Here is a 15,829-nt window from a genome sequence, read left to right on the forward strand (position 1 = left end):
TTGCCACGAATTGCACAAATTTCCACGAATTATTTTTTGGCACCTTCATAAAAAAATCAGTTACTAAAGCTTGAATTGTTTTTCACACAGCCTTAAAATATTTTAAAGATAATTTGTGAAAATTTATATATTTCGCAGTAAAAAACATTATTATATTTGTTGAATACCACAAAATATAGCGTTTTGAAAAAGATACTTCCACTATTCTCCTATATCCTGCATCCGATTTTTATTTCGATATATGCTACCTTGTTTTATCTATTTTGCAAGGGAGATATTTTTACCAATCAGGAGAAATATTATGTGTTGTTCCAGATTCTTATTATAACTTTTTTGGTTCCGGTCTTGTTTTTCTTGTTGCTTCGTTCAACTGGACACGTAAATTCTGTGATGGTTCCTGAAACATCGCAACGTAAAATTCCGCTTATTTTACAGTGTTTTTTATATATTCTTCTCGTAAAAAGAAGTATTGTAATTGCACGTTATCCTGAACTTCATTTCTTTTTTCTTGGTGCGTTATTCAGTACAATTTTAGCTTTGATATGTTCCCTTTTTAAAATAAAGGCAAGTCTGCATGTTATGGCCATCAGCGGATTGACCATTTTTGTGATTGGTTTAAACATTCATTTACAAATGCAAAATCCTTATTGGGGTGCTTTTCTAATTTTAATGACCGGAGTTGTGGCTTCTTCAAGATTAGAAATGGAAGCGCACACGCCCAAAGAATTAATGATAGGTTTATTACTGGGCGTTTTACCGCAGTTATTATTTTTATATTTGTGGCTATAGAATATAAAAAATCAGTCCAAGGTTTAATGTTCTCATATTGACACTTTCTCCGTTTATAGTTTTTACAGAAGATTTATACAACGGATTTAAACCATAATAGGCATAAATATTCCACGTATTATATCCCGCGGAAATGTAAGCTCCGTATTGAAAATCATTCAAGTCTGGATTATTCTTTATTTTATAAGTGTTCTCTCCGTCTTTTAGAACTGACTTAGCCGCAAAAACATAACTGAATTTTATTCCGGTATAAATTCTCCAGAATTTAGTACTTTCAAAAGTTGAGTTTCGCCATCTGAATTCTATTGGTAAATCAACTGAATATTGTCGAAATCTATTCGAAACAAATTCGTCGTAGCTGTTAACACCATAAAGTAATGATCCGTCCGTAGCTGTTGAAATGGTTAGATTTTGATAGTAATTCTGATAGCTTATTCCTAAACCAGGTGCTATTGCAAAAGTTCTTTTTTCATTGATGGGAAAATCACGTAGAAAACCTCCTGAAAATCCAGCAGAAAATTTATCTTGTTTTAAGCCTGGAGGTCCCTGAACTAACATATTATAAGTTATCGTAAAATAAAACTGATCTTCACGATATAAGGAATCAATTTTAACCACTGGTTTTATTTCAGGTTTCACTTCTTCCTGCGAAAAAGCATTGAAAAACGAAATTAAAAACAAACAACTTAAAAGGAATCGCATATTGTATTTTGGTTTTAAAGTGGTTCTCAAATAAACGTTTTTTAAAGTAGATTTATTTCACACAAATATAATATAATGCCAGTTCAGGATACCATTTGAAAGTAATTATTCTCTTTTTCACGACGAATAAAACTATTTGTTGCACTATTTTCAACAAATCAGCAACAGAATCCGAAAAATGAGTCAATTTTTCATTGCTCTTTTATACCTTTGTCCTGCATGAAAAAAAAGCAGCTCATATTAAGTGTTTCTTTCGCGCTGACAATATTGTTCTCAATATTGTTTCAGTCGATACACAGTTATGAGCATATTGTAAAGCAACTTTCAGAAAAACAATGTCATCACGATTATAGTGATCCAAGTGGCGAAATAACGCATCAGCATCATAATTATGATTTGTGTTACGTTTGTCATTTTGCTTTTGGAAGTTATATTCTTCCTGAAGATTTTGCTTTTCAGTTTCGCACTTTTCATAAAGAAATTCCTTATTTCTTTACCATTCCTGAGAGTGTTTTTTCATTTTCACGAAGTGCTTATTTATTACGTGGCCCACCCGCAGCTATAGTTTCTTAGATTTCGAAATACTCGAAATAAAACCAAATTCTTAATTATAAAATTCGACGAAAAATAAATTTTCCATCTTGATACTTATCAGGATTGGCAAGTTTGCTTTGATTTCTGTTTTTATTCTCAAGAAAATTCAATTAAACTATAGCATCATTTTCAAATGAAAAAAATCATATTAGCCCTTATTTTAGGGTTTTCAGGCATACTTTCTGCACAAAATTCGGTTTCAGGTATTGTAACCGATGCTCAAAATCAACCATTACCAGGAGTATCCGTTTATGCTCCTGAATTACATAAAGGAACTACAACAGATGAAAACGGGAAATACGAACTGAAAAATCTTCCGAACGGAAGTCTTCGTCTTGCATTTTCTTATGTTGGATATGCTAATCAGAATCAAACCATTGCCAAATTAGTAAAAGAAAACACACTTGATATTACACTTTTAGAATCTATTTTAGAAATGGATGAAGTTGTAGTTTCAACCCCTTTTAATAAATTGCAATCGCAAAACGTAATGAAAATTGAGCATGAAAGCATCAAAACATTACAGCAAAAAGGAACTTCAACTTTGATTGAAGGTTTGGCAACCATTCCGGGAGTTTCTCAGATTTCAACCGGAACTTCTATCGGAAAACCGGTTATTCGAGGTTTGAGCGGTAATCGTGTTTTGGTTTACTCTCAAGGTGTTCGTATCGAAAATCAACAGTTTGGAGACGAACATGGATTAGGATTAAACGATGCCGGAATTGAAAGTGTTGAAGTTATTAAAGGACCAGCTTCCTTGTTATACGGCTCTGATGCTTTGGGCGGTGTGTTGTATTTCAATCCTGAAAAATTTGCCGATGCTGGAACTTTCAAAGCTAATTTCAGTCAAAAATATTTCACTAATACAGAAGGAAGCAACTCATCAATTGGATTAAAAACATCTACAGACAATTGGAAATTTTTAGCGCGAGGAAGTTTCAATACGCACTCCGATTATAAAATTGCCGATGGCGACCGCGTAACAAATTCTCGTTATAACGAAACCGATTTTAAAACCGGAATCGGATATAGCAATTCAAGTTTTTCCAGTGTTTTAAGATACAACTACAATAAGTTAGATCTTGGAATTCCAGAAGACGGAATTGGAGAGCAGTCTTCAAGTAAAAACACCCTATTTCCAAGACAGGGAATTTTCAATCATTTGTTAAGTTTAAACAATGTGATCTTTTTTGAAAACTCAAAATTAGATGTTGATTTAGGCTATATCGCCAATGACAGAAGCGAATTTGAAGACAGCAATGACGCTTCTTTAAGAATGAAACTGAATACTTTCAATTACAACGCGAAGTATCATTTCCCAAAAATGGGCAAAATTGAAACGATTTTGGGTGTTCAGGGAATGCATCAGACCAACACTAATTTTGGTGAAGAATTTTTGATTCCGGATGCCACTACAAATGATTTTGGTGTTTTTGGAACGGCGAATTACGAATGGAACAACAGTGTTTTACAAGCCGGATTGCGTTTTGACAATAGAAATATAACTTCTGAAGAACACGGAATTTCAGGTGAAGAAGGTTATTTTGAAGCTTTAGACAGATCTTTCGACAGCTTTAATGCATCGTTAGGATATAAAACCAAATTAGCTGAGCCTTTAACACTTCGATTGAATGTTGCAACAGGATTTAGAGCGCCCAATTTAGCCGAATTAACTTCAAACGGAGTTCATGAAGGAACCAATCGTTATGAAATTGGAAATCCGAATTTAAAAACAGAGCAAAACGTTCAGACCGATTTAAACTTAGAATATAAAAATTCGCATTTTGAGTTCTTCGTAAACGGGTTTTACAACCACGTAAACAACTACATCTACACTTCGCCAACCGGAGATGTTATCGATGATAATGACGTTTTTGCCTATGTACAGGATAACGCACAATTGTTTGGTGGTGAAGCCGGATTGCACTTTCACCCGCATCCCTTAGACTGGTTGCATTTTGAGACAAGTTTTGAAACTGTAACAGGTAAAAAAGACAATAAAGATTATTTGCCTTTAATTCCGGCTAATAATTGGAATAATACCATTAGAACCGAATTCAAAATTAAAGATTGGTTTCAGGAAGGTTTTGCAACTTTAAACGTTTCTTCAACTTTTAACCAAGACAATGTGAGTGGTTTTGAAACGGCTTCAAAAGGTTATACTTTAGTAAACTTAGGTTTTGGAGGAACGGTAAAATTGGGTAAAACTGCTTTTGATGTTAACCTGAACGGAAACAATTTATTTGATAAAGAATACATTGCACACCTTTCAAGATTAAAAACAGACGGTATTCCTAATATTGGAAGAAACATCGTTTTGGGCGTTAACTTTAATCTGTAGCAGCTAGATTAACCACAAAGTGCACAAAGATTTTTATTTAAAAACATCTTTAGAAAACACAAAGTTCACAAAGTTAGAATCAACACAAAGCTTTGTGAACTTTGTGTTTTTACAAAACCAAGCATAGGAAAAATCTTTGCGCTCTTTGTGGTTAAATCACTTTCTATAACACAAAAACCACTATTTTTGTTACAACCGCTAAACTTAAACAATGAAAAAAACATTTCTTATAATGGCAATTACAACTGCAGGAATTTCATTTGGACAAAATAAAATTCAATATCCGGAAACAAAAAAAGGTGAAACTGTCGATGTCTATTTTGACACTAAAGTAAGTGATCCATATCGCTGGCTTGAAGATGATAAATCTGCCGAAACCGGAGCCTGGGTACAAGCTGAAAACAAAGTTACTTATAGCTATTTGGATAAAATTCCGTTTCGTGATGAACTTAAAAAACGAATGGAAACACTTTGGAATTATGAAAAAATAAGCGCTCCTTCTACAGAAGGAAAATATACTTATTATTCTAAAAATAACGGACTTCAGAATCAATCGGTAATCTACAGAAAAGGTTCTGATGGAAAAGAAGAAGTTTTTTTAGATCCGAATACTTTTTCTAAAGACGGAACAACTTCACTTGGTGGAATGGATTTTTCTAAAGATGGATCAAAAGCGGCTTACGCCATTTCTGAAGGCGGAAGTGACTGGAGAAAAGTAATTATTATTGATGCTATTTCTAAGAAAGTTTTAGAAGATACTTTAATCGATATAAAATTCAGCGGCATTTCATGGCATGGTAATGAAGGGTTTTATTATTCAAGTTATGATAAACCAAAAGGAAGCGAATTGTCTGCTAAAACAGATCAGCATAAATTGTATTTTCATAAATTGGGAACTTCGCAAAAAGACGACAAACTTATTTTTGGAGCAGATCAAAAAAGAAGATATGTTGGTGGATATGTAACGGAAGATGATCGTTACTTAGTGATTTCAGCTTCAAATTCTACTTATGGAAACGAATTATACATCAAAGACTTAACAGTTGCAAACAGTCCAATTGTAACTATTATAGACAACTTCAACAGTGATAACACCATTATCGAAAATGAAGGAAGCAAATTGTTTATTGAAACCGATTTAAATGCTCCTAACAAACGTGTTGTAACGGTTGATGTGAGTAATCCTAAACCGGAAAACTGGAAAGATTTCATCAAAGAAACACAAAACATTTTATCGCCTTCAACGGGTGGTGGATACTTTTTTGCCAACTATACTAAAGATGCGGTTTCATTCGTACAACAATACGATTATAATGGAAAATTAGTTCGCGAGATTAAACTACCGTCAGTAGGAACTGCAGGTGGGTTTGGAGGAAAAAAACACGAAAAAACTTTATACTATAGTTTTACAAACTACACGACACCGGGAACAATTTATTCATTAGAACCAAAATCAGGCAAATCTGAAATTTATCAAAAACCGGTAGTTGATTTCAAAAGTGAAGATTATGAATCTAAACAAGTTTTCTATACTTCAAAAGACGGCACTAAGATCCCAATGATTATTACTTATAAAAAGGGATTAAAATTAAATGGTAAAAATCCAACGGTTCTTTATGGTTATGGTGGATTTAATATTAGTTTGACACCAAGTTTCAGTATTGCAAATGCTGTCTGGATGGAAAATGGAGGCGTTTATGCGGTTGCTAATTTAAGAGGTGGTGGTGAATACGGAAAGAAATGGCATGATGCAGGAACAAAACTTCAAAAGCAAAATGTGTTTGATGATTTTATTGCGGCTGGTGAATACTTAATCGCTCAAAAATATACCTCATCAGATTTCTTAGCGATTCGAGGAGGTTCTAACGGAGGTTTATTAGTTGGAGCCGTAATGACTCAACGTCCGGATTTAATGAAAGTAGCATTGCCAGCAGTGGGTGTTATGGACATGTTGCGTTACCATACTTTTACAGCTGGTGCAGGATGGGCCTATGATTATGGAACAGCTCAGGACAATAAAGAAATGTTCGAATATTTAAAAGGGTATTCTCCTGTTCAAAATGTAAAACCTGGAGTTAAATATCCCGCAACAATGGTTACAACTGGTGATCATGATGACCGTGTTGTCCCGGCACACAGTTTTAAATTTGCTGCTGAATTACAGGACAAACAAACTGGAGACAATCCAGTTTTAATTCGTATTGATGTAAAAGCAGGTCACGGAGCAGGAAAATCGGTTGCAGCCTCTATTCAGGAAAATGTAGATGTACAGGCGTTCACGCTTTACAATATGGACTTTACTGCTTTGCCGAAAAAATAAAGTAAAGCTTAAGTTTTTTTTAGCCACGAATTCACGAATTAATATTGATTTTAATTCGTGAATTCGTGGCTATTTTTTTCAAGACTGCCTAGAATTTGTTTCACGCAGATTCTGCAGATTTAGGCAGATTAATTTGATTTTAAAAGAAAAAAAATCTGTGTGCATCTGCTTAAATCTTTTTATCCCGATAGCTATCGGGAGCGTGAAAAAATAATTCGTGAATTCGTGGCGAACCTTTTTTAAATAATCCTTTTCGCTTAAATTTGAAAAACTAAAAAACCGAAAGATGAAAATCATAAAATGGGGAATTATAGGTTGTGGAAATGTAACGGAAGTTAAAAGTGGCCCGGCCTTTCAAAAAACTCCAAACTCTGCATTGGTTGCTGTAATGCGAAGAGATGCCAAACTTGCCGAAGATTATGCCAAACGTCATAATGTTCCAAAATGGTATTCTAATGCTATAGATTTAATCAACGATCCTGAAGTTGATGCCGTGTATATTGCTACGCCTCCATCCTCTCATAAAGAATACACTATTTTGTGTGCCAAAGCAGGAAAACCTGTCTATGTAGAAAAACCAATGGCTTTGACATTTGAAGAATGCAACGAGATGATTACAGTTTGTAAAGAGCACAATGTTCCATTATTTGTAGCGTACTATAGAAGAAGTTTACCAAGATTCTTAAAAATAAAAGAGCTAATTGATCAGAATAAAATTGGAACTGTTAGACATGTAAATTGCGTTTTATACCATCCTTTTGAACAGCGTTATGATGACGAAATTAATTTGCCCTGGACAGTTTTACCGCATATTTCAGGTGGCGGAATATTTGTTGATTTAGCTTGTCATACTTTAGATTTTCTTGATTTTGTTTTAGGTCCGATCAAATCTGTTCGTGGTTACGCAAGTTCTCAGCTTAAAGCTTATCCTGCCGAAGATTCGGTTTCGATGTCCTTTTTATTCGAAAACGGAATTCACGGAACGGGCTTATGGAATTTCGCCAGTTTCGAACGTTATGACAATACTGAAATTGTGGGCAATAAAGGAAAGATTTCTTTTTCAACTTTCGGGAACGATCCTATTCATATTCAATATCCAAACGGAGAAAAAGAAAGTATTACGATTGAAAATCCTTTGCATATTCAACAACCTCTTATAGAAACTGTAGTTGCAGAACTTTTAGGTAATGAAGGCATAAATCCATCAAAAGGAACTTCTGCAGCCAGAACAACTTGGGTTATGGATGAAGTTTTGAAGGAGTTTAGGAATTCGAAATAGAATGATTTTGTCGACTAGTATTGTCCTCCTGAGGAACGAAGGATCACACTAGTAGCTCGACAAAGATTGGTACCTCACTTTGCGGAATTTCTTGTGTGATCCTTCGTTCCTCAGGAGGACAAACAAAAAAAAAGGATATTCAAATGAATATCCTTTTTTTATAAACTATAAATTTCTTTAGAATTATAGGCTGTATTTAAGACCTAAAGTCAAACCTAAACCAGAGATTCCAACATAAGAACTTAATTCGTCCATTTTATCATTAGGACGTGTAGTATCTGCCGTATCTGCTGTAGTTGTATTTGGATTAAACAAAGGGTTATTAGAATTTACATCTAATTTTTCGTGGTAATTTGTATGAATTTGTGATGTAGTTCTAGTTGCTAAAGCATCTTGTCCATTCACTGTATATTCAGTAGTCTCTTTAGTTTTTCCGTGTACAGTAAAGTTACGGTATTCTAATTCAGCAAAAGCAGAAATGTGTTTTCCTAATTTATAAGATGTACCTAAAGCAGCCATAAATCCAATTGTTGGATTTGGTTTTACTACATCTTTAGAGTAAATATTAGATGTACTTACTACGTTATTACCAACATAAGACACTAATTCTCTATCCGTTTTAATATCTAATGTACCGTGAATTGGAACAATAACTCCAACTTTAGTGTAAGGTTCAAAACCATGAGCCTCACCTAAAAACATTACAATAGCTGGTGCTAAATCAAAAGCCTTAATTTGCCCATCAGCTGTGAAACTAATGTAAGTAGCTACGTTATTTGCAGGGTTAAAACCATAAAGTCTATCAGTAGTTTGAGCCATTGTCTTGCTATTACTAATATAGTAGTTAGCAGACATCTCAACTCCTAAACGTGTAGAAAAACGATAACCAGCAGTAATTCCAGATCTGAAACCTTGTCCAAAAGAACCTGTAATACCTTCTCTTGAAACCAATTTATTATTTGTTAGAGTACCTTGATAAACATCTCTGTTTGGTGCCTGACCTCCAACTTCTGGAAATTCTGTCGAAGCAGTTTGATTAAAATAAGATCCTCCTAATTTAAAGTACCAGCTTTCTGGTTTATCTGCTTTTTCTGTTTGCGCCATTGTGGCCATAGAGCAAACTAATAATCCTAATAAAAATAGGTTCTTTTTCATAATTCTGATTTAATTAATTTATGCAAACATAAAATATTTTAACATATTTTTTTGGTTTGCAAAGTTAGACTTGGAACGAAAACGTTGTAATTTGGGGCAATATTACTAAAAAAGTATTATGCATGCATATTTTTAACATAAAAATTTTACATAATTCTAAAATTTAACTGTTAAAATTTAATTCAGCTTAAAATTTATCTGAAGTTTTTCTAATTCCTGTAATAACTCTGTCGAAATTCTCACTTTTAATCTTCTGCTTGGCATCGTTAACTTGGTCACTACCTTAATTTCCTCAACCTCTTTTACTTCCTGAATTTTGGTTTCCTCTAATGGCGAATCTGCATCTTCACTTTCATCGACAAAAACAGCCTCTTCGGTTTCTTCAAAATCAGTATTGGTTTCCACCTCAACTAAGCGTTTTATTTTTTCTAATTCCATGATTTCAAAAGTCACCGAATTATCTCCTTTATAAGCATTAAATAAATGACTCAGCGTATGAATAAAATCAGTTTGTAAATCTTTAATATTCAACAGCAGAATCAATTTTTTAGCAAAAGCCTCCAATACATCCTGTAATTGTCGAACCTCAACAAACGTAAGTCTTGGATCAGACTTTTTACCTGTATCGTGGTTTACCCAGCCATCTTTTATTAAAATTTTCAAATAAGCAAAGTTATTCTGAATCAGGAAATGTCTAAATTTCAAGTATTCTTCACCAAAAATCTTAAACTCATAACTTTCATCATATCCTTCTAAATTAAATACCGCCCAGCCTTTTCCGTTTTTGGCCACACGATGCTGTACGTTATTGATGATTCCTGCAAAATTTAAATTTTTCCCCACATATTCATTCATACTTTTCAACGCTTCCAATCGGGCGTTGCAGAAGTATTTCATCTCAAATCTAAAATCGTCCAAAGGATGTCCCGAAATATAAATTCCGACAACTTCTTTCTCTTTAGCCAATTTTTCCATGGTACTCCAGTCTTCACATGGAGGAACAACTGGTTCGGCAATCTGAACTTCGCTGGCTTCTCCAAACAAACTTACCTGAGATGAGTTTTCATTTTCCTGAAACTTCGATCCATAACGCATCGCCTTTTCATAAAAGGTAATTCCATCACCATCATCATGAAAATATTGTGCTCTTGTTGTTCCTTCAAAGGAATCAAAACCACCTGCTAAAGCTAAGTTTTCAATTGCTTTTTTATTGGCGGCACGTAAATCGATACGTTTCGCTAAATCAAAAATTGATTTATATCTTCCGTCTTTTCTGTTTTCCACAATTGTTGCTACAGCTCCGGAACCCACACCTTTGATAGCACCCATTCCAAAACGGACAGCATAACTGTCGTTTACTGTAAATTTATAATACGATTCATTTACATCCGGACCTAAAACCTGTAAGCCCATACGCTTACACTCTTCCATGAAAAACGAAACCTGCTTGATGTCATTCATGTTATTCGAAAGTACCGCAGCCATGTACTCCGCTGGATAATGCGCTTTTAAATAAGCGGTTTGGTATGCAATCCAGGCATAACAAGTCGAGTGTGATTTGTTGAAGGCGTAACTCGCAAATGCTTCCCAGTCTTTCCAGATTTTCTCTAAAACCTTTGCATCATGTCCTTTTGCCGATGCTTGTTCCACAAACTTAGGCTTCATTTTATCCAGTACGTCCTTTTGTTTCTTACCCATCGCTTTACGCAAAACGTCGGCCTCACCTTTTGTAAAGTCAGCCAGCGATTGCGACAAAAGCATTACTTGCTCCTGATAAACTGTAATTCCGTACGTTTCTCCTAAATATTCTTCACAGGCATCTAAATCGTATTTGATTTCTTCATCACCATTCTTTCTTCGAACGAAAGACGGAATATATTCTAAAGGTCCCGGACGGTACAAGGCGTTCATCGCAATTAAATCTCCAAAAACCGTCGGCTTCAGATCTTTCATGTATTTCTGCATTCCGGGCGACTCGTACTGGAAGATTCCAACCGTTTCTCCTCTTTGGAAAAGTGCGTACGTTTCCGGATCATCAATAGGAAATGTATCAGGATCCAGATCAATATTGGTTCTGTATTTTACCAGTTTAACCGTATCCTTTATCAATGTAAGGGTCTTCAGACCCAGGAAGTCCATTTTCAGCAATCCGGCACTTTCAGCAACCGAGTTATCAAACTGTGTTACATATAAGTCGGAATCTTTTGCGGTGGTAACGGGAACGAAATTCGTAATATCCGATGGTGTAATGATTACCCCACAGGCGTGAATTCCTGTATTTCGCATCGATCCTTCAAGGATTTTTGCCTGTTGAATCGTTTCTCCGGCTAAATCATCCTCATTGGCAATAGCGATCAATTCTTTTACATTATCAAACTCATCTGAACGAAGCGCTTTTTTAACCTCATCTTCGTTTTCAGAAATAAAACGCGCCAAATTCCACTTTGACGGCATCATTGCCGGAATCAATTTGGCAATTCTATCGGCTTCAAACAATGGTAAATCCAATACACGCGCCGTATCACGAATTGCTGATTTGGTTGCCATTTTACCATAAGTAATAATTTGAGCAACCTGATTTTTACCGTATTTATTAATTACGTAATCCATAACACGACCACGACCCTCGTCATCAAAATCGATATCAATATCGGGCATGGATACACGATCCGGATTAAGGAAACGCTCAAAAAGCAAATCGTACTTAATTGGGTCAATGTTTGTAATTCCTAAACAATAGGCTACCGCTGAACCGGCAGCAGATCCACGTCCCGGTCCTACCGAAACATCCATTTTTCTGGCTTCGGCGATGAAATCCTGAACGATCAAAAAGTAACCCGGATATCCGGAATTTGAAATCGTTAGTAACTCAAAATCCAAACGTTCCTGAATCGATTCTGTAATTTCACCATATCTTCTTTTGGCACCTTCCATAGTAAGGTGTCGCAAATATTTATTTTCACCTCGAACACCACCATCAGCTTCGTCTTCAGCAACAACAAATTCCTCCGGAATATCAAATTTTGGAAGTAATACATCACGATAAAGTGAATATCCTTCAACCTTGTCGACAATCTCCTGAATGTTGATAATAGCTTCAGGAAGATCAGAAAAGAGTTTTTTCATCTCTTCTTCCGACTTATAATAGTATTCCTGATTGGGTAATCCATAACGGTAACCACGGCCACGACCAATTGGCGTTGCCTGTTTTTCACCGTCTTTTACACACAATAAAATATCGTGTGCATTGGCATCTTCTTTATTTAAATAATAAGTATTGTTTGTCGCGATTAACTTGACATTATGTTTCTTAGAAAACTCAATCAGGGTTTTGTTTACACGATTTTCATCTTCCTGATTGTGGCGCATGACTTCCAGATAAAAGTCATCTCCAAATTGTTCTTTCCACCAAATCAAAGCTTCTTCGGCCTGGTTTTCACCGATGTTCAGAATTTTACTTTGGATTTCTCCGTATAAATTCCCGGACAAAACCATGATATCTCCCTTGTATTTTTCGATGATATTCCGATCAATTCTCGGAACATAATAAAAACCGTCTGTAAAAGCGATCGACGACATTTTTGCCAAATTGTGATAACCGGCTTTATTTTTGGCCAATAACACAACCTGGTTTCCGTTGTCTTTTTTACTTTTATCTAAGTGATTTTCGCAGACATTAAATTCACAACCTACGATTGGTTTTATTTCGGTTTCTGTTGGTTCCTCTCCAGCTTCAACTAAAGCTTTATTCTTTCCGGATGCCGCTTTGTTGTGGTTCATGACAGCGCTCACAAAATGGAAAGCCCCCATCATGTTTCCGGTATCGGTCATGGCAACGGCCGGCATTCCGTTTTTGGCTGTAGCCGCAACAATATTTGCAATACCTATAGTCGATTGAAGAACCGAAAACTGCGTATGATTATGTAAATGCGCATATTTTGCCGCTTTAAAATCTTCTCTGTCTGAAGCTGAAACCGTTGTTTGTACATCATCAACCTGTAAAGCTTTAATTTGCTCTCTGATTTTATCAGAAGCCGCTTTTAAATTGATGTGTTTTAATCCGATTAACGGAAATTCCTCTGGATTTCTTTCCTGAAATTCTTTGAAATAATCCTTCGGAACATCTAATTCTTCTTTGGTAAAAACCTCTCTTCTAATTAATTCTAAAAAACAACGCGTAGTTGCCTCAACATCGGCAGTTGCATTGTGCGCTTCCGCGAAAGGTTTATTAAAAAGGTATTCGTGTAATTCTGTTAATGTTGGCAATTTGAATTTTCCTCCACGACCTCCGGGAAGTTTTAATAATGAAGCAGTAACTTCGGTACAAGTATCCAAAACCGGCATCGTACTCATTGGAGAATCCACACCCATTCTATGAAATTCGGCTCCCATAATATTGACGTCAAAACCTAAATTCTGACCCACAATAAATTTGGTTTTGCTTAAAGCAATATTGAATTTCTCCAAAACTTCGACCAGCGTGATTCCATCGGCTTCAGCCAATTCAGTCGAAATTCCGTGAATACGTTCGGCATCATACGGAATATTAAATCCGTCCGGTTTTACCAAATAATCCTGATGCTCTATAAGCTGTCCCATTTCGTCATGGAGCTGCCATGCAATCTGAATACAACGAGGCCAGTTGTCAGAATCGGTAATTGGGGCGTCCCAGCGTTTTGGTAATCCGGTTGTTTCGGTATCGAATATTAAATACATACGTTTTCTAAAAAGGCAATTTTATAAATTCCAAATTCCAATTCTTACCATTGTAAATCATTGATTATATGGACTATGAAAAACGATATATAGAATATGGAGGAAGTCCAAATTTACGCTTTTTTTTGGGAAAGAAAATAGATCAATCAACTATTATTGGATCGTTATTTTCAAAGATAATACACGTTAAATTTTTGTTAAAACAAATAATGTCTTTCTAAATTTTCTTTCTTTACATTTATAACACCGAGAAACCAGATGTCTTCAAATCAACAAGAATTTACCAAAACGATATTAATTTTATTATTATTTCAACATTTATGCTTCTCACAAAACAGCAATAAAGGAATCGTTTATTACGGACAAATTGAAAGCAGTTACTTTGGAAGTAAAAATGGTAAAGAACGCCTGGCAACTTTAGTTTTTAATAAAAAAGAATCCAGTTATGTGAGCCAAAAAGACTCTTTAGATGCATTAATGAATAATTTCCCAAATAGACAAGGAGGAACTACACTTTATACAGCCGGGCTACCTGCAACAGAAAACGGAAGCCAGGTATTTACCAGTTTACAAAAAGATAGTGTTTGGAGTAGTTTTTTAAAAAATGGCTTTCAATATGTTGCTGAAAAAAAAATTTTATTTAAATGGGATCTTCAAAATGAAACTAAAAAAATAGGAAGATTCACATGTAACAAAGCTATTACACAATTTAGAGGGAGAGAATATATTGCATGGTACACTAACGAAATTCCCTTACCTTACGGACCATGGAAATTACAAGGCTTACCTGGTTTAATTCTTGAAGCTTATGATAGCAGTCAGGAAATTAATTACTATTTTAAAAGTATTGAATATCCGACTACCAATAAAACTCCTATTGATTTTATAAAAAGCACAGACAAAAAAACTATAAATTGGATGGATCGAAAAGGTTATATAAAATTCTGTAACGATCATTTGCAAAGAGTTTACGAACGAATGTTAATGGCAGATAAAGAAGTTCCAACTTCATCTCCATCAGAAAAGGGAACAATAGAGCAAAATTTCAAAGAAATTACAGAATGAAATTTTAAACTTTTTTTAATTACGCTTTCATAAACCTAAAGTTTAAAGCTTATTAACAAATTGAAAAACAGCATAAAGCTTTCTAAAAATGAAAAAAATAATAATCCTTCTAGCCTTTCTAAATTTTTTGATAAGTACCGCTCAAAATAAAGGTATTGTTTATTATGGCTATCGTACGACCGCAGAAGGAGCCCCTTATTCTCTTGATTTCAATTCTTACATGATCTTTAGCAAAGACCAATCTTATTATGTCACAGCAAAAGATAGTTTAGAAAAAGCCGAGACAAAAAAAGAAGAGAAAATAATTGTAAATGATGACACAAAAACCATGGGCATAAACTCTGGCTTGCCTACCAGTTCCTCAGGGTCAGAAACTGTGTATAATATTCCAAAAAAAACAATGTGGTCTAGTTATATTGATGGAAAAAAAGTTCACGTAAAGGAAATTGTACCTAAAATAAACTGGAAACTTATTAACGAAACAAAAAAAATAGGGAATTTTACGTGTAAAAAAGCCTCGACTTTCTTTAGAGGACGTAATTATACGGCATGGTATAATCCTGAAATAGCTGTGCCATTCGGACCATGGAAATTTCAAGGATTACCTGGCCTTATTTTGGAAGTTAGTGACGATAAGAAAATGTACAAATGGTATTTTAAAAGTATTGAATACCCGACAAACTCTAAAGAAACTGTAAAATATATTAGTCTCCCTAAAAAAATGAATTTTATAACTTTTGAAGAGTTTCAGGTTTTTCAAAAAGAAACACGAGACAAGCAGGATGCCAAACAAAAAATGGCACAAAAAAAATTCTCTGGTGTTTACTTTAACGAACCAAAAATTTCAGATCTATTTATTGAGTTTTAG

General features: G+C 34.8%; 10 protein-coding genes. 7 read left to right on the forward strand and 3 right to left on the reverse strand.

What is annotated here, in order from left to right; translation table 11 throughout:
• Positions 1–183 precede the first annotated feature (183 nt).
• On the forward strand, positions 184–789 hold the full coding sequence (locus IRZ99_RS04690; protein ID WP_228519021.1) for a hypothetical protein: 606 nt from the start codon (positions 184–186) through the stop codon (positions 787–789).
• On the opposite strand, the gene IRZ99_RS04695 is transcribed toward IRZ99_RS04690, so the two are convergent.
• Positions 784–1,521 carry a porin family protein gene (locus IRZ99_RS04695; RefSeq protein WP_370527654.1) on the reverse strand — a complete coding sequence of 246 codons (738 nt, stop codon included), beginning with the start codon at positions 1,519–1,521 and terminating at the stop codon, positions 784–786. The genes IRZ99_RS04690 and IRZ99_RS04695 overlap by 6 nt on opposite strands.
• A gap of 189 nt (positions 1,522–1,710) precedes the next feature.
• Here IRZ99_RS04695 and IRZ99_RS04700 point away from each other — a divergent pair, with 189 nt between their 5' ends.
• The 4 genes from IRZ99_RS04700 (at position 1,711) to IRZ99_RS04715 (ending at position 8,025) form a co-directional block, all read left to right on the forward strand.
• A complete protein-coding gene (locus IRZ99_RS04700) occupies positions 1,711–2,064 on the forward strand; it encodes a hypothetical protein (RefSeq protein WP_194656176.1) in 354 nt (117 codons plus the stop codon).
• 154 nt (positions 2,065–2,218) lie between these two features.
• Positions 2,219–4,426, forward strand: coding sequence for a TonB-dependent receptor (locus IRZ99_RS04705; RefSeq protein ID WP_194656177.1), 2,208 nt, complete (start codon positions 2,219–2,221; stop codon positions 4,424–4,426).
• A 211-nt stretch (positions 4,427–4,637) separates the two neighbouring features.
• Entirely contained in the window at positions 4,638–6,746 is a 2,109-nt protein-coding gene (locus tag IRZ99_RS04710; RefSeq protein WP_194656178.1) for a prolyl oligopeptidase family protein, read from the forward strand.
• A gap of 286 nt (positions 6,747–7,032) precedes the next feature.
• Positions 7,033–8,025, forward strand: a complete 993-nt coding sequence (locus IRZ99_RS04715) for a Gfo/Idh/MocA family protein (RefSeq protein WP_194656179.1) — start codon at positions 7,033–7,035, stop codon at positions 8,023–8,025.
• Between the two features lie 183 nt (positions 8,026–8,208).
• Here the strand turns inward: IRZ99_RS04715 and IRZ99_RS04720 are convergent, their stop codons facing one another.
• Both IRZ99_RS04720 and dnaE read right to left on the reverse strand, forming a co-directional pair.
• Complete coding sequence (locus IRZ99_RS04720) at positions 8,209–9,180, reverse strand: outer membrane beta-barrel protein (protein ID WP_194656180.1); 972 nt, start codon at positions 9,178–9,180, stop codon at positions 8,209–8,211.
• Positions 9,181–9,357: 177 nt separating this feature from the next.
• Positions 9,358–13,896: a DNA polymerase III subunit alpha gene (gene dnaE, locus IRZ99_RS04725; protein WP_194656181.1), complete on the reverse strand. Its 4,539-nt coding sequence runs from the start codon at positions 13,894–13,896 to the stop codon at positions 9,358–9,360.
• A 258-nt stretch (positions 13,897–14,154) separates the two neighbouring features.
• On the opposite strand from dnaE, the gene IRZ99_RS04730 reads away from it, so the two are divergent.
• Together IRZ99_RS04730 and IRZ99_RS04735 are read left to right on the forward strand one after the other, a co-directional pair.
• Complete coding sequence (locus IRZ99_RS04730; RefSeq protein WP_194656182.1) at positions 14,155–14,961, forward strand: GLPGLI family protein; 807 nt, start codon at positions 14,155–14,157, stop codon at positions 14,959–14,961.
• Positions 14,962–15,049: 88 nt separating this feature from the next.
• The gene (locus tag IRZ99_RS04735; RefSeq protein WP_194656183.1) at positions 15,050–15,829 is read left to right on the forward strand and encodes a GLPGLI family protein; all 780 of its coding nucleotides are present in this window, start codon (positions 15,050–15,052) and stop codon (positions 15,827–15,829) included.

Source organism: Flavobacterium sp. LC2016-12, assembly GCF_015351595.1.
Taxonomy (GTDB): Bacteria; Bacteroidota; Bacteroidia; order Flavobacteriales; family Flavobacteriaceae; genus Flavobacterium.